Source organism: Streptomyces sp. NPDC021622 (assembly GCF_040640795.1).
Lineage (GTDB): Bacteria > Actinomycetota > Actinomycetes > Streptomycetales > Streptomycetaceae > Streptomyces.
In genome coordinates, this window is sequence record NZ_JBFACK010000005.1 from 253,205 (window position 1) to 278,375 (window position 25,171).

26 protein-coding genes are annotated in these 25,171 nt (G+C 70.8%); 11 read left to right on the plus strand and 15 right to left on the minus strand.

Features of this window, described 5'->3' with window-relative positions:
- Positions 1 to 20 precede the first annotated feature (20 nt).
- Both AB0G47_RS11960 and AB0G47_RS11965 read right to left on the minus strand, forming a co-directional pair.
- Entirely contained in the window at positions 21 to 2,081 is a 2,061-nt protein-coding gene (locus AB0G47_RS11960; protein WP_360767411.1) for a trypsin-like peptidase domain-containing protein, read from the minus strand.
- Positions 2,078 to 2,464 (minus strand): CU044_2847 family protein, encoded by a 387-nt coding sequence (locus tag AB0G47_RS11965; RefSeq protein ID WP_360767413.1) that lies wholly within the window; start codon positions 2,462 to 2,464, stop codon positions 2,078 to 2,080. The genes AB0G47_RS11960 and AB0G47_RS11965 overlap by 4 nt, the downstream gene beginning before the upstream one ends.
- Before the next feature lie 120 nt (positions 2,465 to 2,584).
- Between AB0G47_RS11965 and AB0G47_RS11970 the strand changes: the two genes are divergently transcribed.
- On the plus strand, positions 2,585 to 2,767 hold the full coding sequence (locus AB0G47_RS11970; RefSeq protein ID WP_003961784.1) for a DUF6104 family protein: 183 nt from the start codon (positions 2,585 to 2,587) through the stop codon (positions 2,765 to 2,767).
- Positions 2,768 to 2,908: 141 nt separating this feature from the next.
- Here the strand turns inward: AB0G47_RS11970 and AB0G47_RS11975 are convergent, their stop codons facing one another.
- A complete protein-coding gene (locus AB0G47_RS11975) occupies positions 2,909 to 3,811 on the minus strand; it encodes a TIGR03620 family F420-dependent LLM class oxidoreductase (RefSeq protein WP_360767418.1) in 903 nt (300 codons plus the stop codon).
- Positions 3,812 to 3,948: 137 nt separating this feature from the next.
- On the opposite strand from AB0G47_RS11975, the gene AB0G47_RS11980 reads away from it, so the two are divergent.
- A complete protein-coding gene (locus AB0G47_RS11980; RefSeq protein WP_360767421.1) occupies positions 3,949 to 4,542 on the plus strand; it encodes a helix-turn-helix domain-containing protein in 594 nt (197 codons plus the stop codon).
- Positions 4,543 to 5,619: 1,077 nt separating this feature from the next.
- Here AB0G47_RS11980 and AB0G47_RS11985 read toward each other — a convergent pair.
- On the minus strand, positions 5,620 to 6,459 hold the full coding sequence (locus tag AB0G47_RS11985) for a hypothetical protein (RefSeq protein ID WP_360767424.1): 840 nt from the start codon (positions 6,457 to 6,459) through the stop codon (positions 5,620 to 5,622).
- 204 nt (positions 6,460 to 6,663) lie between these two features.
- Between AB0G47_RS11985 and AB0G47_RS11990 the strand changes: the two genes are divergently transcribed.
- Together AB0G47_RS11990 and AB0G47_RS11995 are read left to right on the plus strand one after the other, a co-directional pair.
- Complete coding sequence (locus tag AB0G47_RS11990; protein WP_360767427.1) at positions 6,664 to 7,701, plus strand: DUF4097 family beta strand repeat-containing protein; 1,038 nt, start codon at positions 6,664 to 6,666, stop codon at positions 7,699 to 7,701.
- A gap of 1 nt (position 7,702) precedes the next feature.
- A complete protein-coding gene (locus AB0G47_RS11995) occupies positions 7,703 to 8,836 on the plus strand; it encodes a helix-turn-helix transcriptional regulator (protein ID WP_360767429.1) in 1,134 nt (377 codons plus the stop codon).
- Between the two features lie 289 nt (positions 8,837 to 9,125).
- Here the strand turns inward: AB0G47_RS11995 and AB0G47_RS12000 are convergent, their stop codons facing one another.
- The 4 genes from AB0G47_RS12000 to AB0G47_RS12015 form a co-directional block, all read right to left on the minus strand.
- A complete protein-coding gene (locus tag AB0G47_RS12000) occupies positions 9,126 to 9,695 on the minus strand; it encodes a Clp protease N-terminal domain-containing protein (protein ID WP_360767432.1) in 570 nt (189 codons plus the stop codon).
- On the minus strand, positions 9,695 to 9,904 hold the full coding sequence (locus AB0G47_RS12005) for a helix-turn-helix domain-containing protein (protein WP_266870691.1): 210 nt from the start codon (positions 9,902 to 9,904) through the stop codon (positions 9,695 to 9,697). The genes AB0G47_RS12000 and AB0G47_RS12005 overlap by 1 nt, the downstream gene beginning before the upstream one ends.
- A gap of 92 nt (positions 9,905 to 9,996) precedes the next feature.
- A complete protein-coding gene (locus AB0G47_RS12010) occupies positions 9,997 to 10,959 on the minus strand; it encodes a zinc-binding dehydrogenase (protein ID WP_360767435.1) in 963 nt (320 codons plus the stop codon).
- Between the two features lie 122 nt (positions 10,960 to 11,081).
- Positions 11,082 to 12,296 carry an NADP-dependent malic enzyme gene (locus tag AB0G47_RS12015; protein ID WP_266870688.1) on the minus strand — a complete coding sequence of 405 codons (1,215 nt, stop codon included), beginning with the start codon at positions 12,294 to 12,296 and terminating at the stop codon, positions 11,082 to 11,084.
- A gap of 550 nt (positions 12,297 to 12,846) precedes the next feature.
- On the opposite strand from AB0G47_RS12015, the gene AB0G47_RS12020 reads away from it, so the two are divergent.
- Genes AB0G47_RS12020 through AB0G47_RS12030 form a run of 3 tightly spaced genes read left to right on the plus strand, consistent with a single transcriptional unit; the run spans position 12,847 to position 15,534 of the window.
- Positions 12,847 to 13,803: an ABC transporter substrate-binding protein gene (locus AB0G47_RS12020; protein WP_360767438.1), complete on the plus strand. Its 957-nt coding sequence runs from the start codon at positions 12,847 to 12,849 to the stop codon at positions 13,801 to 13,803.
- 34 nt (positions 13,804 to 13,837) lie between these two features.
- On the plus strand, positions 13,838 to 14,776 hold the full coding sequence (locus AB0G47_RS12025; RefSeq protein WP_360767440.1) for an amino acid ABC transporter permease: 939 nt from the start codon (positions 13,838 to 13,840) through the stop codon (positions 14,774 to 14,776).
- Positions 14,773 to 15,534, plus strand: a complete 762-nt coding sequence (locus tag AB0G47_RS12030; RefSeq protein WP_360767443.1) for an amino acid ABC transporter ATP-binding protein — start codon at positions 14,773 to 14,775, stop codon at positions 15,532 to 15,534. Before AB0G47_RS12025 ends, AB0G47_RS12030 begins: the two co-directional genes overlap by 4 nt.
- A 127-nt stretch (positions 15,535 to 15,661) precedes the next feature.
- Here the strand turns inward: AB0G47_RS12030 and AB0G47_RS12035 are convergent, their stop codons facing one another.
- A complete protein-coding gene (locus AB0G47_RS12035) occupies positions 15,662 to 16,423 on the minus strand; it encodes a class I SAM-dependent methyltransferase (protein ID WP_360767446.1) in 762 nt (253 codons plus the stop codon).
- Positions 16,424 to 16,526: 103 nt separating this feature from the next.
- On the opposite strand from AB0G47_RS12035, the gene AB0G47_RS12040 reads away from it, so the two are divergent.
- Positions 16,527 to 17,156 carry a CGNR zinc finger domain-containing protein gene (locus AB0G47_RS12040; RefSeq protein ID WP_266870684.1) on the plus strand — a complete coding sequence of 210 codons (630 nt, stop codon included), beginning with the start codon at positions 16,527 to 16,529 and terminating at the stop codon, positions 17,154 to 17,156.
- Here AB0G47_RS12040 and sodX read toward each other — a convergent pair.
- Entirely contained in the window at positions 17,060 to 17,500 is a 441-nt protein-coding gene (sodX, locus tag AB0G47_RS12045) for a nickel-type superoxide dismutase maturation protease (RefSeq protein ID WP_360768005.1), read from the minus strand. The two genes, AB0G47_RS12040 and sodX, sit on opposite strands and share 97 nt — an antisense overlap.
- Before the next feature lie 145 nt (positions 17,501 to 17,645).
- Here sodX and sodN point away from each other — a divergent pair, with 145 nt between their 5' ends.
- Positions 17,646 to 18,041 carry a superoxide dismutase, Ni gene (gene sodN / locus AB0G47_RS12050; protein WP_360767449.1) on the plus strand — a complete coding sequence of 132 codons (396 nt, stop codon included), beginning with the start codon at positions 17,646 to 17,648 and terminating at the stop codon, positions 18,039 to 18,041.
- A 79-nt stretch (positions 18,042 to 18,120) separates the two neighbouring features.
- On the opposite strand, the gene AB0G47_RS12055 is transcribed toward sodN, so the two are convergent.
- Positions 18,121 to 18,411, minus strand: a complete 291-nt coding sequence (locus tag AB0G47_RS12055) for a hypothetical protein (protein WP_360767452.1) — start codon at positions 18,409 to 18,411, stop codon at positions 18,121 to 18,123.
- Between the two features lie 5 nt (positions 18,412 to 18,416).
- On the minus strand, positions 18,417 to 19,667 hold the full coding sequence (locus tag AB0G47_RS12060; RefSeq protein WP_360767455.1) for a helix-turn-helix domain-containing protein: 1,251 nt from the start codon (positions 19,665 to 19,667) through the stop codon (positions 18,417 to 18,419).
- 270 nt (positions 19,668 to 19,937) lie between these two features.
- On the opposite strand from AB0G47_RS12060, the gene AB0G47_RS12065 reads away from it, so the two are divergent.
- Positions 19,938 to 20,927, plus strand: a complete 990-nt coding sequence (locus tag AB0G47_RS12065) for an alpha/beta fold hydrolase (RefSeq protein WP_360767458.1) — start codon at positions 19,938 to 19,940, stop codon at positions 20,925 to 20,927.
- A 185-nt stretch (positions 20,928 to 21,112) separates the two neighbouring features.
- Positions 21,113 to 23,131, plus strand: coding sequence for a translation factor GTPase family protein (locus tag AB0G47_RS12070; protein WP_360767461.1), 2,019 nt, complete (start codon positions 21,113 to 21,115; stop codon positions 23,129 to 23,131).
- On the opposite strand, the gene AB0G47_RS12075 is transcribed toward AB0G47_RS12070, so the two are convergent.
- Genes AB0G47_RS12075 through AB0G47_RS12085 form a run of 3 tightly spaced genes read right to left on the minus strand, consistent with a single transcriptional unit; the run spans position 23,121 to position 25,111 of the window.
- Positions 23,121 to 24,017, minus strand: coding sequence for a sigma-70 family RNA polymerase sigma factor (locus AB0G47_RS12075; protein WP_360767463.1), 897 nt, complete (start codon positions 24,015 to 24,017; stop codon positions 23,121 to 23,123). The two genes, AB0G47_RS12070 and AB0G47_RS12075, sit on opposite strands and share 11 nt — an antisense overlap.
- Before the next feature lie 3 nt (positions 24,018 to 24,020).
- A complete protein-coding gene (locus tag AB0G47_RS12080; protein WP_360767466.1) occupies positions 24,021 to 24,590 on the minus strand; it encodes a GNAT family N-acetyltransferase in 570 nt (189 codons plus the stop codon).
- Positions 24,587 to 25,111 carry a hypothetical protein gene (locus tag AB0G47_RS12085; RefSeq protein ID WP_360767469.1) on the minus strand — a complete coding sequence of 175 codons (525 nt, stop codon included), beginning with the start codon at positions 25,109 to 25,111 and terminating at the stop codon, positions 24,587 to 24,589. The genes AB0G47_RS12080 and AB0G47_RS12085 overlap by 4 nt, the downstream gene beginning before the upstream one ends.
- Positions 25,112 to 25,171: the final 60 nt, after the last annotated feature.

Genomic DNA, 25,171 nt, shown 5'->3' on the forward strand with positions numbered 1-25,171 from the left:
TTCCGGAATTTGACGGTCCATCAAGTCTCCATGGGTGGCGGCGAGATGGCTTCAGCACCATACGGCGGACGGTCCGGCGGGTCGAACAGAACGGCGATTCCGTCGGCCCATCCGGAGTCGGCGGCCAGTTCCGGGGTGCTGGCGTGGACGCGCAGTTCCTGGATGCGGTCGCGGAGTCCGGCGGCGCTGCCGGCCTTGGCCAGAAATCGGCCGGCCCGGTCGTGGAACTCCTGGCAGTCGTCGTGGTTCTGGCCGTTGCGCCGCCACAGGGCGAGCGGGTGTCCGGCGGCGAGGGCGGTGGACATGGCGGCGAAGCCGTCGCCGTGCTCGACGTGCCCGCAGTAGACCGGCACCGATCCGCGCTCGGCCCCCATCAGCCTGCCGAACGCCGCGGGCCTGCTCTCGCGGCGTACGGACGGGCCATGACCCGACACGGCGGCCTCGTCGCGCAGCGGTACGGCGGCCAGCGGTCCTTCGGCGGCGTTCCACAGCCGCCGCCACTCGGGGATGGCGTCTCGCGCGTTGCGCCTGCGGTCGCGGATGACGACGACCCGGCGCCGGCCGAGCGGCATGTAGGGCGGGTCCCACTCGTCGTAATCGTCGTCGTCGGCGCCATCGGGTATCAGGCGCCAGGCGTCGATCGGTTCGTCGAACAACTGCCGTGGCAGCAGGGCCTCGACGGCGGCGAGGTTCTCCCCGCTGTCGCCCTGGCGCAGCGCGCCGGCGAGGGGCGCGCGCAGGGTCCTGCGCAGCTGGGAGCGCGGCACTCCACGGTCGTCGCCGTCGAACGGGCTCACGTCGCGGCCGTCGAACAGCAGCTTGACCCGCCATGGGTAGCGGCCGCCGTAGTCGGGTTCGCCGACCTCCACGAGGACGTCGGCGCGGGCCCGGCTGCGGGTCTCCCGCACGGTCGCGGTCGGCGGTGGCGCGACGTCCGCGCCGTTCAGGACCGGGGCAAGGGCGCGGCCGATCTCCTCGGCGATCGGGCCGCGGGCCATCTCGGACCGGAAGGTCACCCAGTCGGCGAGGACGCGCAGCGCTTGTGGCGCGGCCGTGTCGCGGCGGGTGAGCGCGGTGTGCCGGGCGACCTTCGCGGCGTACAACAGCACGGCGTCCAGGTCGAGTTCGTGCGGCTTCGCCTTTCCCCGTATGTCCGGCAGGTCGTGCAGGAGCCCGGCCCCCTCGCGCCAGGTGCGCGGGTCCTGCTCGATGGGCGAGCGGAAATCCTCCGCCAGCACACGGGACTTGACTTTTTCGACGAGCTCCATGACCTCGCCGGGGCCGCTGGGCGGCGGGAGTTCGGCGAGCAGGCCGTACAGGTGCACCCGCAGGTCCGGGGTGAGTCCCGGTGCGCCACGGGTGCGCAGCTTGAGCTGGGTGCGCGTCCAGTCGTCGGAGCCGCCGTCGCGGTAGCGCCGCAGGTGGTGGCGGTCGTGTTCGCGCAGCACCGTGTGCAGGATGTCACCGCCCGGCAGGTCGTACAGCTCGTGCAGCGCGGTGACCGGGACCGCGAGGCCCTCGCTGCGGCCGACGGCCTTGACCACGGCGATGACGGCGCCGGACTCCCGGTCGACGACGGGCCCGCCGGAGACTCCCTCGACGGGCAGGACGCCGGTCAGCAGCAGCGTCCTGGTGTCGTGCGCCTGGGCCTGGCCGAGCCCGTCGCGCACTCCGAGGTCACCGGTCTCCCGCGACCAGCCGTGCAGGCTGATCTCGGCGGGGATGGACGGGGGCCGCTCGCTCAGCCAGACGCAGGGGGCGTCGCGCGCGTCCGGGACGTGGACCAGGGCGATGTCGGGGACTTCCCAGCGCGACCGGTTCTCTTCGGGGACCGAAGGGCGGGGCTTGGCAAGGACGACCCTGCCCGTGGCGGTGCCGCCCTGCCAGACGACGCCGACGGCCTGCTCGCTCCGCCACACTGCGGCTCCCCCCTTTCCCACGACATGTGCGCAGGTCAGCAGCCACTGCGGGGCGATGAAAAAGCCCGAGCCCCAGTAGTGGTCACCGTGCTGCTCATACCCCTCGCCGGGCTCCACGATGCGCGCGAGTGAGGGGCGCACTGTCCCCTGGAAGGCGCTCATTGCGCGCCAGTCGCCGTGGCCGCGGGTTCTGTCGTGGGTTCCGTGTCGGGTTCCGTCGCGGGCTCCGTCCAGGTCAGCGACACGGAAACGGACGCCTTGCCGCCGCCGTCGGCCAGGACGCTGACGACCTTGCCGGACTGGGCGGAGAGCTCGATGCCGAAGTTCACGGCGACCTCGACGGGGCCGGTGGGCGCGAGCCCGGCGCGCAGGGAGCACACCACCCCGCTGACGACGTCGCTCAGTCCGCTCGCCATGTCGATGACGCGGTCACCGACCCCGGTGTCCCGGAAGCCGCTGCCGCCGTCGATTTCCTGTGCCTCGGTGATGCGCGCCCAGACGGCGGTGCCGTCGTCGAGCCGAATCTGTGCGATCCCATCCGTCACAAAGACCCCCGTTCCCCCATGACAAGGAGGAGAAGGCTAACTCGATGCATGGGGCAAGGGCGAGGGAATGACGCCTATCCTGGCTGAGACAGAGCGTTTTCGAGTCCAGCGGAGCCCCCCTTGTACTTCACCGACCGTGGCATCGAGGAACTGGAGAAGCGGCGCGGCGAGGAGGAGGTCACCTTCGAGTGGCTCGCCGAGCAGCTCCGCACCTTCGTCGACCTCAACCCGGACTTCGAGGTGCCGGTGGAGCGCCTCGCGACGTGGCTGGCGCGGCTGGACGACGAGGACGAGGACGAATAAGGGTGCGCCCCTTCGGGGGCCCCGAAGGGACGCGGGGCTGTGACATGTGCGGCTCCGCCGCGTGGGCGCGACCAGCCACGACAGAGCCGCAGACGAAGAACGGCACCTACCTGGCACTTCCCGCGGAGCGCCTAGTACACGTCATCCAGTAAGCGCGGGGGCGAACTCGCGCCACTGAGGCAGCGGCAGCACACCGGGCTCACTGGTGAGCACCTGTACGCAGACGTGATCCGCACCCGCCGCGAAGTGCTGCTCCACGCGCGCGTGGAGGGCGTCGACATCTCCGTAGGCGACGATCGCGTCGACCAGGCGGCGGCTCGGCCCGCCCACCGTGTCCTCGTCGCCGAAACCCATCCGCCGTACGTTCGCGGCCTGGTGGGGAGCGTTGGCGAGGTAGCCCGCGACATGCTGGGCGGCCACCTCACGGGCCCGCTCGATGTCCGTGTCCAGTACGACGGCCTGCTCGACGCCGAGGAACGCGTCCGGCCCCATGATCTTGCGCGCGACCGCGGTGTGCTCGACGGTCACGAAGTAGGGGTGGGCGCCCCAGGTGCGTTCCGCCGCGAGCCCCAGCATCTTGGGTCCGAGGGCGGCGAGGACCCGGCGGGGAGCCGGGTCGGGGACAGGACCGTACGCGGGGGCGGCGTCCATCGCATCCAGATAGCGGCGCATGGTCGTCAGCGCCTTGCCGCGCGTGGGGATGGGGAAGCCGTCCACTTCGGGGACGGTGTCGTCGACCCGGTGGCCACCGAGGCCCAGGAGATAGCGCCCCGGGAACGCCTCCCCCAGGGTGCGCTCCGCCGTCGCCATGGCGAGCGGCTCCCGGAAGGCGATGTTGGCGATGCCGGACGCGACGACGATGCGCCGCGTCGCCCCGAGCAGCAGCCATGCCTGCCCCACCGCGTCCCGCCCGAACGCCTCCCCGTACCAGAGCGCCCCGTACCCCAACTCCTCGATCTCCGCCGCCGCTTCACGCACCCGCCCGGCGGGGTGCCCTTCGAAGTCGAAGGTCCAGATGCCAACACGTCCCGGCGAACCGGTCATCCGCACTCCCCTGATCATCATCCACAATCCGGAGAACCTCTCCGGATCCAACCCGGCCGCTACGATACGGAGAAGTTCTCCGTATAGCTAGCCCCGGCCGGCCGGGAACGCTCCGCGCGGGAGGAGAGGATGGGGCCATGGCTGACGACGACACCAAGGCACGCGGGGCCGCGAGGCAGCCCCGCGCGGACGCGCGCAGGAACCGCGAGCGGATCTTGGAGGCGGCGCGGGAGACGTACGCGGAGGCGGGCCCCGAGGCGTCACTGAACGAGATCGCCCGCCGCGCGGGGGTGGGCCCCGGCACGCTCTACCGGCACTTCCCCAGCCGTGCCGCGCTCCTGGCGGCGGTGCTCAAGGACCGCGTGGACACGCTGTGCGGCCGCACCGACGAACTCCTGGCCGCGGACTCCGCGGACGACGCCCTGGACGACTGGCTCCGCGCGTTCCTGGCGCACGCGCGCGTGAACCAGGGCCTGGGCGGCGCCTTGCTGATCGAGGAGCTGGAGACCCCGGACGCCCTGGGCTTCGACTGCCACCAGCGCATCCGCGACACGGCGTCGAGCCTGCTGACCCGGGCCCAGACGGAGGGAACGGCCCGCAAGGACCTGCTCACCGCCGACATGATCCAACTGGTGGTGGGCATCGCCGTTTCCACCCCCCACTCACCAACGGACCCGACCCAGCCGGACCGCCTCCTGACCCTGACGCTGTCCGCGATCCACACCTCCTGACACCGGCCCCGCCCCTGGAGCAATTCACCGCACGAGGCCAACGCTGCAAGCGCCCCGCGCCTCCCACCCAGACCCCGGCCGCGCTTCCACCTCCCGACACCCGACCGGGACACAATCCGCACCCGCGCCCAGCCCAGGAGCAACTCCCGCCCCGCGGCCCCAAACCGGGGACGCCGGCCCCGCCCTGAACCTCGCCCTTGAACACGACCCACCCCCCACCCAGACCCCAGACACGCCCCCCCGGACACCCGACCGGAACACAAACCGCACCCACAGCCAGCCCAGGAGCAACTCCCGCCTCACGGCCCCAAACCGGGAACGCCAGCCCGCCCTGAACCTTGCCCCTGAGCGCGGCCCTTCCCCCACCCAGACCCCAGACACGCCCCCCGGACACCCGACCGGAACACAAACCGCACCCGCACCCAGCCCAAGAGCAACTCCCACCCCGCGGCCCCAAACCGGGGACGCCAGCCCGCCCTGAACCTCGCCCTTGAACACGGCCCATCCCCCACCCAGACCCCAGACGCGCTTCCCCCCGACGCCCGACCGGAACACAAACCGCACCCACAGCCAGCCCAAGAGCAACCCGCGCCTCACGGCCCGAAACCGGGGACGCCGGCCCCGCCCCGGACCGCCCTTACCCCCCCAGACCCCAGACGCGCCACCACCTCCCGACGCCCGACCGCGACACAAACCGCACCCACAGCCAGCCCAGGAACAACCCCCGCCCCACGGCTCCAAACCGGGGACATCAGCCCCACCCCGGACCTTGCCCCTGAGCGCGGCCCGTCCCCCACCCAGACCCCGGTCGCGATCCCCCCCGACCCCGGACCTGGAGCGACTCCTACCTCCGAACACCGCCCCCCGGCCCACGATCCGCGCCTCCCGCTCAAAGCCCGGACGCGGTTCCTGCCCCCGACCCGCCCGTGTACGCAATCCCGCCGGCCACCCGGATTCCGCACACGCTTCCCACCTCCCGGCCCAAATCCGGGGGCGCGATCCCCACCCCCGGACCTACCCCTCGACCGCGAGCAACGCATGCCGCCAGATGCCCGACAGCCCCGGCAGCCCGGCCCCTCACCCCCGCCAAGATCCGGCGTCAGCCGCCCGTACCCGGTCGTATGTGAAACCCAAGGCCCCGTGCACGACCAGCAGCACGCCGGCCGCGACCCATCCGCCGCTGCGCCGCCGCAGGCCCCACACGGCGAGTGGCACTCCGGATGCCACCTGGACGGCGGCCAGGGCGCGAGCGCGGGGGCCCCGCAGCCATGGGCCGAAGCGGCCACGTTCGACGACGTCCAGCTCCGCACGTACCGCGTCCCGCCATCCCGACCACTCGACCTCGCGGACGCCCGGCAGCACATGCGCCACCGTCCTCAGCCGGTCGGCCCGCTCCCCGGGGCCCAGTCCGGCGGGCAGGGCCACGCCCGCCCTGGTCAGCACGGCGAGCAGGCCCAGGAGTCGCGCCCTGGCGTCCGCCTCCGAGTCCGGGCTGCCCAGAGCTTCCAGCGCCTGCATGTCCAGTACGGGGTCGAGTCCGAGGCGGGCGGCGAACGTCCGCATCGCCTCGCTCTCGCCGACGGGCGTGCCGTTCGCCAGCCATACGTATGCGACCGTGCGGCGGAAGCCCGCCGCGAGGATGTAGCCGGAACGGTCGGCGTCCCACCACAGCGCGACCACCGGCCAGGGCGCCCCGACGGCGAGCGCGGTCGCCCACCCGGTGAGCACCTGGTCCACCGGCTCACCCCCGTGCACCCAAGGCTTGCCCTCGGGCACGAGCACGCTCCAGTCGCGCCCCGCCGGGGCCAGCAGCATCCGCTCGCGCAACAGCCGGGCGGCGGGCTCGACGACGTCGGGTTCGGCCCGGCAGAGCAGCAGCGCACCGACGGCGGCGCACTCAGAGTCATCGGACGACATGGCCCCACGCTAGGACACAACGGGGCATTCGGCGCAGAGGAGCCGGCCGCCGGCCGAGCCCGCACAGCCGGTATCGCGACCAGTCTTGACTTTCCGCATCCGCGATATATCGTGTGTAGCAGAGACGCGATATGGCGCGTTCCGTCCGGAGCTCGTGGGCCGCCCGGCCCGCCCGCCCCCGGCCCGCCCGAGGAGGTCAGCCCGATGTCAGAGTGGTCCGTCGCCGAGCCCCAGAAGCTCACCTTCGACGCCCCCGTGACGACACTCCATGTCCGCGTCGTCAACGGAACGGTGAACGTCGTGGGCACCGACGAAGTTTCCGCGCGCCTGGAGGTCTCCGAGATCGAGGGGCCGCCGCTGACCGTCACACAGTCGGACGGCGCCCTCTCCGTCGCGTACGACGACCTGCCCTGGAAGGGCTTCCTCAAGTGGCTGGACCGCAAGGGCTGGCGGCGCAGCGCGGTGGTCTCCCTGGCCGTCCCCGCTGGCACCCGCGTCGAGGTCGGCGTCGTCGGCGCGGGCGCCGTCGTCTCGGGCATAGAGGGGCGCACGGAGGTCAGGGGCGTCACGGGCGACACGACCCTGGTCGGCCTCTCGGGCCCGGTCCGCGCCGACACGGTCTCCGGGAGCGTGGAGGCGCAGGGGATCACCGGCGACCTGCGGTTCAACTCGGTCTCCGGCGACCTGACCGTCTTCGAGGGAGCGGGCTCCTCCGTTCGGGCCGAATCGGTGAGCGGCTCCATGATCGTGGACATCGACCCGGCGGGCACTCCGACCGACATCGGCCTGACGAACGTATCGGGGGAGATCGCGATCCGGCTGCCTCACCCGGCGGACGCGGAGGTGGAGGCGAACACCGCGAGCGGCGCCGTCTCCAACGCGTTCGAGGATCTGCGGGTCAGCGGGCAGTGGGGGGCGAAGAGGATCACCGGCCGGCTCGGCTCGGGCAGCGGAAAGCTGAGGGCGACCACGCTCTCCGGATCCATCGCGCTGCTGCGCAGGCCGGCGATGGAGGAAGGCCCGATGGAGGAGGGTCCGATGGGGCAAAACCCGATGGGGGAAGATCCGTATGGCGAGGCCGCACCGGCCACGCCTCCGACGGACACCCCTCCGGCGGAGACTCCCCCGACCGACACCCCCCGGGCCGACGACGCTGCCCCGAGCGACACCTCTGCGAGCGAGACCGTCCTGAACGAGACCGCTCCGAGCGACGCCGCCCCGAACGACAAGAAGGTGCTCTGAGATGGCCCCCGTGTTCGCCCACGGCCGACTGCGCCTGTATCTGCTGAAGCTCCTCGACGAGGCTCCGCGCCACGGCTACGAGGTGATCCGCCTCTTGGAGGAGCGCTTCCAGGGTCTTTACGCACCTTCGGCGGGCACGGTCTACCCGCGCCTGGCGAAGCTGGAGGCCGAAGGCCTGGTCACACACACCACGGAGGGCGGCCGCAAGGTCTACTCCATCACGGACGCGGGCCGCGCCGAACTGGCCGACCGCAGCGGTGAGCTGGCCGATCTGGAGCTGGAGATCCGCGAGTCGGTCGCCGAGCTCGCGGCCGAGATCCGCGACGGCGTCCGCGGCGCGGCGGGCGAGCTCCGCCGCGAGATGCGCGCGGCAGCAGAGGAGGCCCGCACGTCGGACGGCAAGGCCGCCAAGAACGGGACCGGCGGCACAGGCGGCACCGGCGGCAAGGCCTTCCCCGACCCCTCCGACTTCTTCGACAGCTCCTGGGGCGACAGCAAGGAGAGCTGGCGCCAGGCGAAGGAGGAGTTCAAGCGCGCCAAGCAGGAGTGGAAGGAGCAGGCCCGCCGCGCGAAGGACGAGACCCGCAGGGCCCGCGAGGAGGCCCAGCGCGCCCGCCGCCAGGCCCAGGACGCGCAGGACAAGGTCCGCGCCCAGGCCCAGGAGGAGATGCAGCGCATCGCGCGGCTCGTCCAGGACCAGGTACAGGACCACTTCACGCGCGGCGACTGGCCGACGGGGGTCCGTGAAGGTTTGTCGGAACTGGCCAAGGAGTTCGGCGAGTTCGGAAAGGACTTCGGGAAGGACTTCGGCAAGGAGTTCGCGAAGGGCTCCGGGAAGAGCTCCGGCGCGGCGAAGGCCTCCGGCGAGGGCGCAGGGCCCGCCACCGAGGAGCCCAAGTTCACCGTGGAGCGCGAGGACGCGGTCCCCGCCGAATACGTCCCCGACTGGTCCCAGGAGGACGGCACCGGCAACCCGGCCCGCGACCTGGACCGCCTCCTGGACCGCTTCCGCGACGACATCCGCGACGCGGCCCGGGACCACGGCGTGACAGAGGACCAACTCCGCGACGCCCGCCGCCACTTGTCCGCGGCGGCCGCCCACATCGGCGCGGCACTGCGCACACCGAGGAGCTGACGCCGACGCCAAGACCGTACGGGCGGCGGAGCGCCGAAGCCCCCCCCCGCCCGCACGGACCCTGCGGGCCGCCCACATCGGCGCGGCACTGCGCACACCGAGGAGCTGACACCGACGCCAAGACCGTACGGGCGGCGGAGCGCCGAAGCCCCCCCCGCCCGCACGGACCCTGTGGGCCGCCCACATCGGCGCGGCGCTGCGCACACCAAAGGGCTGACACCGACGCCAAGTCCGTACGAGCGGGGGGCACCGAAGCCGCCCGCCGCCCGCCGCCCGCACAGACCCTGCCCTACTCGCCGCCGGCCCCGAACAGCACCCGCTGCACCGACTCATGAGTCACCCCATGGTCCGCGAGCACCTCGCCGACCATGCCGGGGCGGGCGGTGAGGGCGAGCAGGATGTGCTCGTCGCCGATGATCCGGTCGCGGCGGGCGGTGGCGATGCGCAGGGACTTCACCAGGGTGTCCTTGGCCTCGCGGGTGAAGGGCCGATGCCCGGCCCACCCCCGCCTGCCCCTGCCGCCCTTACCGCCCCCGCCACCGGCCAACGCGCCTACGCCATGGGCCTCTTCGACCCGCGAGACGATCTCGGACACATCGACGCCGAGCCCCGCCAGAGCCTCCGTATCCGCCTGCGAGAGCCCGCCGCGGCGCCGCGACTCGCTCAACGCCCGCTCGATCGACTCCCGACGGCGCGTGGCCCCGAGCGAGGACAGGGCGAAGGACGCCCGACTCGCCTCGCGGTCGAGCAGCGCGAGCAGCATGTGCCCGTCGTCGACGGCGTCGGCGTCCGCCCGCTCGGCATGCTCACCCGCACCCTCCACCACAGCGCGGGCGTCCTTCGTGAACCGCTCGAACATCACTGCCTCCCGTACTTCTTGTGCACGGCCTGCCTGCTCACTCCGAGCTCCGCGGCGATCTCCTGCCACGACCAGCCCTGCTGACGCGCACTGCGCACCTGCACGGCCTCGAGCTGCTCCACCAGCTTCCGCAGCGCGGTGACGGCTCGCAGCCCGACTCGTGGATCACGATCACCCGCACGCTCGGCGAGATCCGTTGCTTCGGTCATGCATGTCAACTTACGTTGACAGAGCCCGCCTGTCAACGTAAGTTGACAGGCGGGCCGGGGAGAGAGCAGGCCGGGGAGAGAGACGAAGAGGCTCAGACCTCCAGCACGATCTTCCCGAACTGATCGCCGGACTCCATCCGCTCGAAGCCCTCACGCGCCCGGTCGAGCGGCAGCACCTCGTCGATGACGGGACGCACACCCGTGGCGGCACAGAAGGAGAGCAGATCCTCCAGCTCCTCCTTGGACCCCATGGTCGAGCCGACGATCTTCAACTCCAGGAAGAAGACCCGTGTCAGCTCGGCATGCGAGGGCCGGTCGCCGCTGGTGGCGCCGGAGATCACCACGGTGCCGCCCGGCTTCAGGGACTTGATCGAGTGCGACCACGTCGCCGCCCCCACCGTCTCGATGACGGCGTCCACCCGCTGCGGCAGCCGCGCACCGGACTCGACGGCCTCCACCGCACCAAGCTCCAGGGCCCGCTTCCGCTTGGCCTCGTCCCTGCTGGTCGCGAAGACCCGCAGCCCCGCGGCCTTGCCGAGCACGATCGCGGCGGTGGCGACACCTCCGCCGGCGCCCTGGACCAAGACCGAGTCACCGGGACGCACCCCGGCGTTGGTGAAGAGCATGCGGTACGCGGTGAGCCAGGCGGTCGGCAGACAGGCCGCCTCGGCGAACGACAGTTCCTTGGGCTTCGGCAGCAGGTTCCACGTGGGGACGGAGACCTGCTCGGCGAAGGTCCCCTGATACTTCTCCGTCAGGATCGAGCGGCCCTCGCGGGGCCCGACTCCGTACCCGGTCTGCCCGATGACGGAATGCAGGACGACTTCATTGCCGTCCTCGTCGATCCCGGCGGCATCACAGCCGAGGATCATCGGCAGCTTGTCTTCGGCGAGACCGACCCCGCGAAGGGACCACAGGTCGTGATGGTTGAGGGAGGCGGCTTTGACGTTCACGGTCGACCAGCCGGGGCGCGGATCGGGGGCGGGACGCTCCCCCAACTCAAGGCCACTGAGCGGCTGGTCACGGTCGATGCGGGCGGCGTAGGCAGCGAACATGAGCCGACGATAGGCCGGGGGCGTACCGGCGCGTAACCAGGTACGGCTGTGACACGCGCCGCGCCCCGCTCCGTACGCAGGACGCACGGAACGGGGCGCGGTCAGACCTTCACTCGCACCGCTCAGCGGCGGGCGACACCCTCGGCACGAGCCGCAGCGGCAACCGCCGCGGTGACCGCCGGCGCGACCCGCTCGTCGAACGGCGAGGGAATCACGTACGCGGCGGACAGCTCGTCGCCGACCACATCGGCAAGCGCGTTCGCCGCGGCGATCTTCATGCCCTCGGTGATCTGCGAGGCACGCACCTGCAGCGCACCGGCGAAGATGCCGGGGAACGCGAGCACGTTGTTGATCTGGTTCGGGTAGTCCGAACGCCCCGTCGCGACGACAGCCGCGTACTTGTGGGCGATGTCCGGGTGCACCTCGGGGTTCGGGTTGGCCATGGCGAACACGAACGCGTTCTCCGCCATGGAGGCCACCGCGGGCTCCGGAACGGTGCCGCCCGAGACGCCGATGAACACATCGGCACCCGCGAGCGCACTCTCGAGCGAGCCGCTGAGCCCGGCCTTGTTGGTGATCTCCGCGAGCTCGCGCTTGACCGGGGTGAGGTCCTCCCGGTCCTGGCTCACGACGCCCTTGCGGTCCGCGACCGCCACATCGCCGATGCCCGCCTCGAGCAGGAACTTGGCGATGGCGACACCGGCCGCACCGGCGCCGGAGATCACGGCACGCAGATCACCGAGCGTGCGCCCGGTCAGCTTCGCCGCGTTCCGCAGGGCCGCAAGGGTCACGACGGCCGTGCCGTGCTGGTCGTCGTGGAAGACGGGAATGTCGAGGCGCTCCTGGAGCTTGCGCTCGATCTCGAAGCAGCGCGGGGCCGAGATGTCCTCGAGGTTCACGCCGCCGAAGGACGGGGCGAGCCGCACGACGGTCTCGACGATCTCGTCCGCATCGGTCGTCGCGAGCGCGATCGGAACCGCGTCGACGCCACCGAACTGCTTGAAAAGAATGGCCTTGCCCTCCATCACGGGGAGGGAGGCCTCGGGACCGATGTCACCGAGCCCGAGCACGGCCGTACCGTCGGTCACGACGGCCACGACGTTCGACTTCCATGTGTAGTCGTTCACCAGCTCCGGCTGCTCGGCGATCGCGGTGCACACTTTCGCGACGCCGGGCGTGTACGCCAGGGACAGGTCGTCCTTGTCCCGCACGGGCACGGTGGCCTGCACGGCCATCTTGCCGCCGCGGTGCAGCGCAAACGCCGGATCGAAGGGCTCTTCAGCGCCTTCGTGACCCGTACTGCTGTCGCTGCGAGGATTGACGATCTCCGCTGCCACTTGTCTTACCCCTTAAGTCTTAAATCATCAGTTGAGGGTGTCCACTCCTGGTTGAGAAGTGGGCGGGCACCGCGTCTGTTCCCCGCCTGTCGGCGGAGGGAGGTACAGACACGCGGGCGCGCCGCACACGCGCCCTGGGCCCCGGATGAGGGGTGTAAAGAGCCTTTCTACCTGAAAGCGCCGGGCACGGGCGAGTGGGATTGGTTACCCACCAGGACCGCGGTCCTTGTACCGATCCAACAACTGAGCGCTAGAGAGCGGCACGATCCCCGGCAGGGAGAGTCGGCATGACCCGCGCACGACGCGCGCACTGGTCCAGATGGCGAGATTCACGGAAAATCTCAAATAGCGGCACTTCCTTCCCCAACCGGTACGGCCGTGATGTACGGGCCTGTCGGGGTTCGGGGCTCGCCCGTTATCCGATTTTGACATCTCGAGCACCCAGAATCGGACGGTCCGAATGGCAAGATGCCGTCATCACACGAGGTCGCGACACCCGAAGGTGTGTGGACGACCGCTCGGCAACTCCCTCATCCGCCGGAGGACCCTCATGACCGCACGCTCCATCTGTCGTACGACCGCACGGACGTCCGCGAAGACCCGGATGACCGCGGTCGGCGCGATCGCGGTCGCCGGCGCGCTGCTGCTGACCGGCTGCGGAGACCAGACCAAGGACAACGGCGGCGAGAAGGTCACCGACGCGCCGCTCGCCGACAAGCTGCCCGAGAACATCCGGGACGCGGGTGTCATCAAGGTCGGCTCGGACATCGCGTACCCGCCGGTCGAGTTCAAGGACAAGTCCGGCAACACCGTCGGTATCGACCCCGACCTGGGCGAGGCGCTCGGCAAGCAGCTCGGCGTGAAGTTCGAGTTCGAGAACGGCACCTTCGACACCCTCCTCGGCGGCCTGCGCTCCAAGCGCTACGACATCGCGATGTCGGCCATGACCGACACCAAGAACCGCCAGGAAGGCATCGACGAGGAGACCGGCAAGAAGATCGGCACCGGCGTCGACTTCGTCGACTACTTCACGGCGGGTGTCTCGATCTACACCAAGAAGGGCGACGACCAGGGCATCAAGACCTGGGCGGACCTCTGCGGCAAGAAGATCGTCGTCCAGCGCGGCACCGTCTCGCACGACCTGGCCAAGGCCGAGTCGAAGAAGTGCAAGGACGGCAAGAAGATCGCGATCGAGCAGTTCGACAACGACCAGCAGGCCCAGACCCGACTGCGCTCCGGCGGCGCGGACGCGGGCTCGTCCGACTTCCCGGTCGCCGCGTACGCGGTGAAGACCTCGGGCGGCGGCAAGGACTTCGAGCTGGTCGGCGAGCAGGTCGAGGCCGCCCCGTACGGCATCGCGGTCTCCAAGAAGAACCCCGAGCTGCGTGACGCGCTCAAGGCGGCGCTCGACGCGATCATCAAGAACGGCGAGTACGACAAGATCATCTCGAAGTGGGGCGTCGAGGACGGCGCGGTCAAGGAAGCCCAGATCAACGCCGGCAAGTGACCGCGCCCCTCTCAGTCGCTGAAAGGCCACTCACGTGACCACCGACATCACCAAGAAGGGCCCGGAGGACACCCCACCGTCCTCCTCGCCCGAGGCCATCAAGGCCATCCCGGTCCGGCACTTCGGCCGGTACGTCGCCGCGATCCTCGCGATCGGCGCTCTCGGCGCGATCGTGTTCGCGTTCGCGCAGGGCGACATCAACTGGAACGCGATCCCCGACAACTTCTTCGACGACCGCATCCTCAGGGGCGTCCGCGAGACCCTGGTCCTGACTGTCCTTTCGATGCTGATCGGCATCGTGGGCGGCGTACTCCTCTCGGTGATGCGCCTGTCGAAGAACCCGGTCACCTCATCGATCGCCTGGTTCTACGTCTGGTTCTTCCGCGGTACGCCGGTCCTGGTCCAGCTGTTCGTCTGGTTCAACCTCGGCTTCGTCTTCGACACGATCAACCTCGGTCCGATCTACAAGGACGAGTGGTCGGAGTTCATGACGCCGTTCCTGACGGCGCTGCTCGGCCTTGGCCTCAACGAGGCCGCGTACATGTCGGAGATCTGCCGCGCCGGCCTGCTCTCGGTCGACGAGGGCCAGACCGAGGCCTCGCACGCCCTGGGCATGAGCCACGGCAAGACACTGCGCCGGGTCGTCCTGCCGCAGGCGATGCGCGTGATCGTGCCGCCGACGGGCAACGAAGTCATCAACATGCTCAAGACGACCTCGCTGGTCGCCGCCGTCCAGTACTACGAACTCCTCAAGTACGCCCAGGACATCGGCACCACCTCCGGCGCCACGGTGGAAGCGCTGCTGCTCGCCGCCACCTGGTACCTGATCATGACGTCGATCCTCAGCGTCGGCCAGTTCTACCTGGAGCGCTACTACGCGCGCGGTTCGTCCCGTTCCCTGCCTCCCACGCCGTTCCAGAAGATCAAGGCGAACATGCTCTCGCTGAGCCGCCCGAAGGGAGGCGTCGCATGACCGCCATGGTGAAGTCCGAAGGCGTCCACAAGTCCTTCGGCAACGTAGAGGTGCTCAAGGGCATCGACCTGGAGGTCAAGTCGGGTGAGGTGTTCTGCCTCATCGGCCCGTCCGGCTCCGGCAAGTCGACGTTCCTGCGCTGCATCAACCACCTGGAGAAGATCAACGCCGGCCGTCTTTACGTCGACGGCGACCTGGTCGGCTACCGGCAGAAGGGAGACAAGCTGTACGAGCTCAAGGACAGCGAAGTCGCCCTCAAGCGCCGCGACATCGGCATGGTCTTCCAGCGCTTCAACCTCTTCCCGCACATGACGGCCCTCGAGAACGTCATGGAGGCGCCGGTCCAGGTCAAGGGCCAGTCCAAGGCGGCGGCACGAGAGCGCGCGGGGCAGCTCCTGGAGCGCGTGGGCCTCGCCGACAAGGCGAAGAACTACCCCTCGCAGCTCTCCGGCGGCCAGCAGCAGCGCGTGGCGATCGCCCGCGCGCTGGCCATGGACCCGAAGCTGATGCTCTTCGACGAGCCGACCTCCGCGCTCGACCCGGAGCTGGTCGGTGACGTCCTCGACGTCATGCGCGACCTCGCCGAGTCCGGCATGACGATGATCGTCGTGACGCACGAGATGGGCTTCGCCCGCGAGGTCGGCGACAGCCTCGTCTTCATGGACGAGGGCGTGGTGGTCGAGTCCGGTCACCCGCGTGACGTACTGACGAATCCGCAGCACGAGCGGACGCAGTCGTTCCTGTCGAAGGTGCTGTAGCGCTCCGCTGGTCGGGCAGTTCTCTGGCTGCGGGTTGTTCGTGGCTGGTCGCGCAGTTCCACGCGCCCCTTCGGGCGCGGAAGGGGCGGTACGAATCCTGGATTCGTACCGCCCCTTCGCGTATCCGCTACTTAAGCCCCAGCACCATCGCGTCCGAAGGCGAAGACCACACCGTCCGTGCCTCGCCGAAGCCCGCGTCGCGCAGGGTCCGTGCGTGCCACTCCGGCGGCGGGGTGTCGCCGTCCGCGTGCTCGCCGTAGATCTCGAAGCGCTTGGCGGTGGGCTCGGCGAGGACCGGGTCCTTGGCGGCGACGTCCCACCAGTCCTTCCAGTCCAGGGCGCCTTCGGCCTTGGCGGCGTCCATGCGGGCGTGCCGCTGGGCCCGGTCGGCGGCGTTCAGGCGCGGCGTCGCGGGGTCGGGCATGTGGTCGGCGTTGAGGAAGACTCCGCCGTCCCTGACGACGCCCGCGATCTGGCCGTACAGGGCGGTGAGGGGTTCGCTGTGCAGCCAGTGCAGCGCGGTGGCGGTGAGGACGGCGTCGTACGTGTCGTACGGGAGCTGGGACGTCCACTCGGGGTCCTTGAGGTCCGCGGTCACGAACGTGACGCGGTCGTCCCCGGCGAAGGTGCCCTCGGCGATGGCTAGCAGCGCGGGGTCGAGGTCGACGCCCGTACTGACGGCCTTCGGGAACCTCTTGAGCAGCCGGTCCGTAATACTCCCCGTACCGCACGCGAGGTCGAGCACGCGCGGCTCGGGGCCGACCGTGGCCTCGACCATGTCGAGCATGACCCGGAACCGCTCCTCGCGGTCGGGCAGATACCACTCCTGCTGCCGGTCCCAGCTGTCCTGCCAGGCACGCCAGTCGGTCGCGGGCGCGGTTTCCGTCATCAGAACCCCTTCAGTACGTAATACGCTCTCGTAATACCCTCGAAGCACGCGCAGCCGTTACTCACGCACTCACGAAGATAGCCCGCCCCGGTAAGGACTACAAGTGGAACTGGCCTATTACTCGGACTATGCCGTACGTCTGGTCAACAGCGAGGAGCCGGGTCGCAACAAGGACGCGCTGACGTCGGTCGAGGCGGTCCGCGAGCTCTTCGGTGCCAACCAGCAGGCGGCACGGCGCGCCACGGACTCCGACGTCACCCGCTTCCGCTCGGTCCGGGCCAGGCTCCGCGCGGTCTTCGAAGCGGCCGACGGCGGCGACGAGACGCTCGCCGTCGACCTGCTGAACTCACTGCTCCTGGAGTTCCCGGTCAGCCCGCAGATCTCCGGCCACGACCACCGGGACGACGACGGCCGCCCGCTGTGGCACATGCACCTGGCGGACCACCCGTCGAACGCGACCGCCGGGTACGCCGCGATCGCCGCGATGGGCCTGGCCTTCCACCTCACCGAGCACGGCGTGGACCGCCTGGGCCTGTGCGAGGCAGCGCCGTGCCGCAACGCCTATCTCGACACGTCGACCAACCGTTCCCGACGCTACTGCTCGGACCGCTGCGCGACCCGCGCCAACGTCGCCGCCTACCGGGCCCGCAAGCGCTTGGAGACGGAGCGGTCGGACAGCACCGGCCGCGCGGCCGACACGGCCCAGCGCAGCAGCGCGAACGGGGAGCGCTGAGCGGACTTGAGCCGGGGCGGGCGGTAACGGAACCACACCTTCCCCAGGACGAGCTCCTCGGGCACGGTGCCGTAGTCCGTGCTGTCCCCGCCCGCGAACGCGTTGTCCCCGAGCACCCACCAGCCGCCGTCGCGCCGCTCGGCGGCCCGCTTGACGACCAACAGGTCCTGCTGGAACGGATGCCGCAGCACCACGACGTCACCGGCCCGCACCCGCGCGCCCCACTGCACCATCAGCCGGTCACCGTGGTACAGCGTGGGCACCATCGACGGCCCGGTCACCTCGGCAGCGCCCAACGGCAAGATGGCCCTTCTCCGTTCGCTCTCCTGTGACAGCTCCGGCATCACCGGCACCTCCCCGGTCCTATCCTCCACGAGTCCCAGTCTGACCCTGGACTTTTGTCCTAAGCCCATGGGGGCACCCGCGAAAACCCGTCTCTCACGGAGTAATGTCCCACCTGAGAAGACGATCACGAGGAAGGACAGCTACATGCTTTCCCGCCTGTTTGCCCCCAAGGTGAAGGTCAGCGCCCACTGCGACCTGCCCTGCGGCGTGTACGACCCGGCCCAGGCCCGCATCGAGGCGGAGTCGGTCAAGGCCGTCCAGGACAAGATGGCCGCCAACGACGACGTGCAGTTCCAGACGCGCGCCGTGGTCATCAAGGAGCAGCGCGCAGAGCTCGCCAAGCACCACGTGTCGGTGCTCTGGAGCGACTACTTCAAGCCCCCGCACTTCGAGAAGTACCCGGAGCTGCACCAGCTGGTCAACGACACCCTCAAGGCCCTCTCGGCCGCGAAGGCGTCGGCGGACCCGGCCACGGGCCAGAAGGCGCTGGACTACATCGCCCAGATCGACAAGATCTTCTGGGAGACGAAGAAGGCCTGACCCCTGGCGGTCAGCCCCCTTTTTCGCGCACACGAGAGCACCCGGCATCCGCGCGGAGCCGGGTGCTCTCGGCGTTCCGTCAGCTCCGAACCGCCGCGAGACCCTTCACCAGGTCCTCGGCGTTCATGATCGGGTGGATCTCGATCTCCGCGCCCAGCTCGAAAAGCGGCTCTGCGATCGCCGGCATCTCCGGGCTCTCCTGCATGTCGAAGACGAAGGTGCAGCACCTCTTGCCTTCGCTGGGGCCGAAGTACGCGGCCTCGGGCTTTATGCGCTCCGACATCTCCTGCATGATCTTGGGCAGTGTGCCGTTCTTGACCGCCTCGTTCGCGATCTGGGTGTCCAGGCGCGCTCTCAACATGACCCTCATGGCACTCACTCCTCCCTTCCAGGATCCCGCCGCTTGCCCGGCCCCGCATCCGCGCCCGTCAGCGCCCGCGTGCGCAGCGCGAGGAGCGCGCCGGTGCGAAACGTCGGATCCGTGAGCCGTACGCCGAAGAGGTCGTCCAGCTGGCGGAGCCTGCCGCGCACGGTCTGCGGGTGGATGCCGAGGGCGTCGGCGACCTCGGGGGCCGTGCGCCCCCATGACGCGAGAAGCGCCTCCAGGGTCTGGGCGAGCCGGGCGGCCTTCCCCGGCGGCAGCCCCTTGAGGACGCCGATGACACGGTCCGCCATCAGCCGCCCGATGGGGGCGCCGGACAGCAGCTGTACGTCGAGCAGGTGGTCGGCGGCCGCGAGCAGTTCGCCCCCGGGGGCGTCGAGCCTGCGCCGGTGCTTGAGGGCGAGCCGCGCGCAGTGCGAGGAGAGCCAGGCGTCGCCGAGCGCGACCGTGGGGCCGATGGCCGCCGCGTGATCGCGCACCGCCGCCCGCAGCCGGTCCACGCGGCCGCCCTCCTCCGGATCGGGGACGACCAGGAGCAGTTCGCCGCCCCTCGGCAGGATCAGTACGTCCTCGTCGAGACCGGCGGCGAGCACCTGTCCGCCGCCGCCCGCCTGCCGCATCACCAGACAGGCCACCGCTTCGGGAAGCCGCCAACTCGCCTGCTCGGCAAGGGCGGTGAGCGATTCGCCGCGGGGCTGCGCCGACTGCTCGAGGAGTTGCGCTGCCAGCGCCCTGCGGCTGCGCTGGGTCGGCCCGGTGGCGCGGGCCCTGGCTGCCGCATGGCCGCGCACCGCGAGATCGGACAGCGCGGCGGTGTGCACGAGCACGGCCTCGGTGACGGCAAGGCCGGCCTCCGGCGGCAGGGCGGCCTCCTGCGCGAGCGCGACATACCGGCGGCAGGCGACGCGGGCGCCGGTGCGGTAGGCGGCCTGGATCCCGTCCGTGCCGCGGCCGTTGAGAAATTCGAGGCGGCCAAGGCGCTGGAAGAAGAGCTCATGGTCGCCCTGCGGCCCTTCAGGGTCGTCGACGAGCTCCACGAACTGGCGGATGGCGCGGTGCACGGCGGCCGTCACGTCCCGGCCCACGGCGGACACGGTCGGCTGCTGGTAGACGCGCACGTCACGGCGGATCGCGGTGAGCATCTCCGCGGCGATCTCCTCGATGCGCGGCCGCAGCACTTCGGCGAAGACCTCGGGGATCTCGTGCCACGGCCGGCGGGAGAACGTACCCACGGTGCTCTGCACGGCCCATCCCTCCCTCGGCACCCGGCGGTTACCGAACAGTAAGTCTGTGGGGACACGGACGCCCGGGTCCAGTCCCGTGACATACGGGGCGGCGGAGGGCTCACGGGCGTGAGTGGCCGGGGCGCGGAAGTGTCACGCGCGTTCAGGATTTCGGCATCCTGCGGCGCGGCCCGTGGCGCGCGCCCGGCGGCTGGACCAGCGTGTGCCGCCCGGCGATACGCGCCGGTAACCCCGAGCCCGACCCGTACGGAAGTGAAGGGTGAGAGCCGCATGTCCGTCAGCGCCCGCAACTCCCGCAGTACCCACAACTCCCCCAAGCACAGGGGCTGTTCGTCGCGCCGCCGCCTCGTCGCCGCGGTGTCCGGCATCGCCGCCGCCGTCAGCCTCGGCGCGTTCGGCGTCGTGACGCACCAGGCCACCGCGACACCGGCGGCGCCCGCAGCCGAAGAGCAGGTCGGCCCGCCGCAGAAGACCTTCGCCGCGGCGACCGCGTACGCACTCGCCCACCCGGCGGCCGTGCCGACCGGTGCGAACGACTGGGCGTGCCGGCCGAGCGCCGAACACCCCAGGCCGGTCGTCCTGGTGCACGGCACCTTCGAGAACCGCTATATGAACTGGGCCGGTCTCGCCCCGAAGCTCAAGGACGCGGGCTACTGCGTCTACGCGCCCAACTATGGCGGCAAGGAAGGTCAACTCCTCCAGGGCATCGGCGACATGGCCGCGTCCGCAGGACAGCTCTCGGCGTTCGTCGACAAGGTCCGCGAGCAGACCGGGTCCTCCCGGGTCGATCTGGTCGGCCACTCCCAGGGCGGCATGATGCCGCGCCACTACATCAAGAACCTGGGTGGCGCCGCGAAGGTCGACAAGCTCGTCGCGCTCGCCCCCAACAACCACGGCACCACCCTCTCCGGCCTCGCCACACTGGCCGAGGCCATACCGGGCGCAGAGGACCTCACCGGCGCGGCCTGCCCCGCCTGCGCGCAGCAGATGACCGGTTCCGACTTCGTCACGGCGCTCAACGACGGCGGCGAGACGGACCCGGCCGTCGACTACTCGGTCCTTGCGACCAGGACGGACTGGGTGGTCACGCCCTACACCTCGTCCTACCTGGCCAAGGCGCCCAACGTCACCCAGAGCAAGCTTCAGGACCACTGCCCCCTGGACCTGACCGAACACCTCGGCCTCAGCTACCACCAGACGGCGACACGCTTCGTCCTGAACGCCCTCGACCCGGCGCACGCGCAGAAGCTCACCTGCTGACGGTGTCACGCACGGGCGGCGCCCCGGCCGGGATGAACTGCGAGATCCATTAATTCGCTTGCCGCCCGCCGCCGCCCCTGCTGCACTTGCCGCGTACACCCAGGGCCATCAAGGAGACGTAATGCGCCGTTCGTTCACGTCCAGCCAGAAGGGAATCGCCGTCGACCCAGAGGACATGACGCTCAGTGCATACGCATTCGTCGAGCACGACCAACACCCTGAACCTGGGGATCCTGGCGCACGTTGACGCCGGGAAGACCAGCCTGACCGAGCGGCTGCTTCACGCCGCCGGTGTCATCGACGAGATCGGTCGCGTCGACGACGGAAACACCCAGACCGATTCGCTGGCGCTTGAGCGGCAGCGCGGCATCACCATCAAGTCCGCCGTCGTCTCCTTCGCCGTCGACGACGCCACCGTCAATCTCATCGACACCCCCGGCCACCCGGACTTCATCGCCGAGGTGGAGCGGGTGCTCAGCGTGCTCGACGGCGCGGTGCTCGTCGTCTCGGCCGTGGAGGGCGTCCAGGCGCAGACCCGTGTGCTGATGCGGACGCTGCGCAGGCTCGACATCCCCACGCTGATCTTCGTGAACAAGATCGACCGGCGCGGTGCCCGCCCCGAGGAGCTGCTGGGCAGCATCTCCGAGCGCCTCGCCCCGGCCGTCGTACCCATGGGGACGGTGCGTGGCACGGGCGCCAAGGACGCGCGGTTCGTCTCGCACGCCGCCGGCGATCCCGCGTTCACCGACCGGCTCGTCGACGTCCTTGCCGCGCAGGACGACGCACTGCTCTCCGCGTACGTCGACGAAGACGCGGGCCTCACCCACGAGCGGCTCCGCGCCGAACTGGCCGCGCAGACCGGCCGCTGCCTGGTGCACCCGGTGTTCTTCGGCTCCGCAGCCACCGGCGCCGGAGTGCCCGAACTCATCGCGGGCATCCGGGAGTTGCTGCCCGCCCAGGCCGGCGACCCGGAGGCCCCGGCCTCCGGCACCGTCTTCAAGGTCGAGCGCGGGGACGCCGGGGAGAAGATCGCGTACGTACGGATGTTCGCGGGGACGGTGCGCACCCGCGACCGGCTGCCGTTCACCGGCGGCCGCGAGGGCAAGGTGACCGCGGTCAGTGTCTTCGACCGGGGTTCCGCCGCGGCGCGCGACGGCGTGGCAGCCGGGCAGATCGGGAAGCTGTGGGGGCTCGGCGACATCCGGATCGGCGATGTCATCGGCGTACCCGATGTCACCCGCGACCCCGGCCGGCACCACTTCTCGCCGCCGACCCTGGAGACCGTCGTGGTGCCCGCACGCGCCCGCGACAAGGGCGCGCTGCACCTCGCGCTCGCCCAGCTCGCCGAGCAGGACCCGCTGATCGACCTGCGCCAGGACGACGTCCGGCAGGAGGTGTACGTGTCGCTCTACGGCGAGGTCCAGAAGGAGGTCATCGAGGCGACGCTCGCCGAGGAGTACGGACTTGAGGTCGAGTTCCGCGAGACGACGACCATCTGTGTGGAGCGGGTGACCGGCAGCGGCGCCGCCCACGAGATCATCGACAAGGGCGACAACCCGTTCCTGGCGACGGTCGGCCTTCGCGTCGATCCCGGTCCGCCCGGTTCCGGCGTCCGGTTCCGCCTGGAGGTCGAGCTCGGTTCGATGCCGTACGCGTTCTTCCGGGCCGTCGAGGAGACCGTGCACGAGACGCTGCTGCAAGGCGTGTACGGCTGGGAGGTCGGCGACTGCGTGGTCACCATGACGCACTCCGGGTACTGGCCGCGGCAGAGCCACGCGCACGGCACGTTCGACAAGAGCATGTCGAGCACGGCCGGTGACTTCCGGCAGCTGACCCCGCTGATCCTGCTGAGCGCGCTCCGGCGGGCGGGCACCCAGGTGCACGAGCCGCTGCACCGGTTCCGACTCACCGTCCCCGAGGACCTGTTCGGGCAGCTCCTGCCGGTGCTCTCACGGCTGCGGGCCGTCCCCCACACGCAGACGGCGCACGGATCCGCGTATCTGGTCGAGGGAGAGATCCCGGCCGCCCGCGTGCACGAGCTGGAGCAGCTGCTGCCCTCGCTGACGCGCGGCGAGGGCGAGCTGGAGTCGGCCTTCGAGCGGTACCAGCCGGTCCGGGGCGAGCCCTCGGCCCGGCGGCGGACCGACCGGAATCCGCTCTGCCGCAAGGAGTACCTGCGGGAGGTGGCCGGCGTCAGGCGGTGAACCTCGGCAGGCCGAGGGCCCGTACGCGGTCGGCGTCGACGAGGATGTTGAGCTCGACGATCTTCCCGTCCGTGATGGTGAACTCCATGACGGAGACGACCTCGCCGTCCGGCACGCCGACCACGCCGACCCTGCCGTTGATGAGCGCGAACGCGGTCGGCGGCGCCCCCTTCGAGAACATCGAGGCCTGCCCGGCGACCACCGTCGCGCCGCGCACCAGCTTCGAGAGCCCGGAGGCCAGTTCGCCGGTGTCGGCGCGCAGCACGACGTCCGGGTCGAGCAGTTCGAGCAGCGCGTCGAAGTCGCCGCCCCGCGCGGCCGCGAGGAAGGCGCCGACGATCTCGCGCTGCCGCACGGGGTCGTTGTCGGGCGTGGGAGCCGAGCCCTGGACCCGGCGGCGGGCGCGGCTGGCCAGCTGCCGGGTCGCGGCCGGGGTGCGCTCGACGATGGGGGCGATCTCGTCGAAGGGCACGGCGAACATGTCGTGCAGCACGAAGGCGAGGCGCTCGGCGGGGGCGAGCGTCTCGAGTACGACGAGCAGGGCGAGGCCGACCGAATCGGCGAGCAGCACCTCCTGCTCGGGATCGACGACCTCGCCCCAGCTGACCACTGGGTCGGGCACGTGGGTGTCCTGGGAGAGCGCAAGGGACTCCTCGCGCCGCGACTGTCGCGTACGCAGCATGTCGAGGCAGATCCGGCCGACGACGGTCGTCAGCCAGCCCCCGAGGTTCTCGATCTCCCCGGCGTCCGAGCGGCTGAGCCGGATCCAGGACTCCTGGACGGCGTCATCCGACTCGCTGAGCGAGCCGAGCATGCGGTAGGCGACGGCTTTCAGATGCGGCCGGTGCTCCTCGAAGCGGGCCGCCAGAGCTTCGTTCTGGTCCATCCGTCACATTCCCCCGTCGCGATCCGTCACGGAGAGGGTGTAGCGGCGCTTCTCGGCAGCGGCGGCGCCGAGCCGGTCGTAGAAGCGGATCGCACCCTCGTTCCACACGGGAGTCTGCCATTGGACCTCGGTGAGCCCGAGGGCACGGGCCTCGGCGCTCACCGCGTCCGTCAGGAGCGCGCCGAGGCCGAGCCCGCGGTGGCCGTCGCGCAGGAAGAGGCAGTCCATGTGGAGGTACTCGGCCCCGTCCCAGGTGGAGATCTCCGGCGCGCAGGTGGCATAGCCGACGAGCTCGCCGCCCGGCAGCTCGGCCACGAGGCAGCGAAGACGCGGCGCGGGCGTCCCGAAGAGCAGCGCGTCCAGGCGCCCGGCAAGGCCCGGGGCGAGCGGCGGGGCCTTCTCGTACACGGCGTGCTCGGCGGCGAGTTCGGCGATGCGGGGGAGGTCGGCGGGGCGGGCGTGGCGCACGCGGGGCGTGCCGTCCGTCGTCGCGTCAGTCGTCGCGTCCGTCGTCTCGCCCGACGTCTCGCCCGACGTCTCGCCGGACGTCTCGTCCGTCGTCGCGCCCGTCATCGCAGGTCCCCCTCGATGACGTCCTTGCCCCAGGCGGTGAGCCGCTCCGGAAGGCTCCCGCCGCCGTCGAGCACGCACCGGACGTACGCGTCGCGCTCATGCGTGAGCACGGCCGCCTCCCACACGCAGGGCGCCAACCCGGCCCGCCCTGGCCGGAGTTGGTCCGGCTCCCCCGCGGGCCCGACGAAGACCGCGAGGTCCGCCATGTATCCCTCGATCCAGCTCTGTACGAGGACGTAGTCGCCGTCACCGCCCAAGTGCACGATCAGCACGGCGAGCCCGGACGATCCGCGGGCCCCGCCGAGGCCGAGATACGCGCCGGCGATCCGCAGCGCCGCCGTCTCGTCCCGCCCGGCCACCTTCCGCCCCGGTGCCTCGACGGCGTACATCTTCACGAGGTGCCCACCGGCCTCGCGGACGCCCAACGCCCGTGCGGTGCGGGGGTGATGGCCGTCGGCGAGTGCGAGGAGCCGTTCCGTGTCGACGGCGGACGGCAGGTCGTCAAGCTCGGTCATGTCCATGAACTCATGATGCAGCTGTCCGCCACGTCTCGCCGCGGATTACTGCTCACCGAGGAGCAG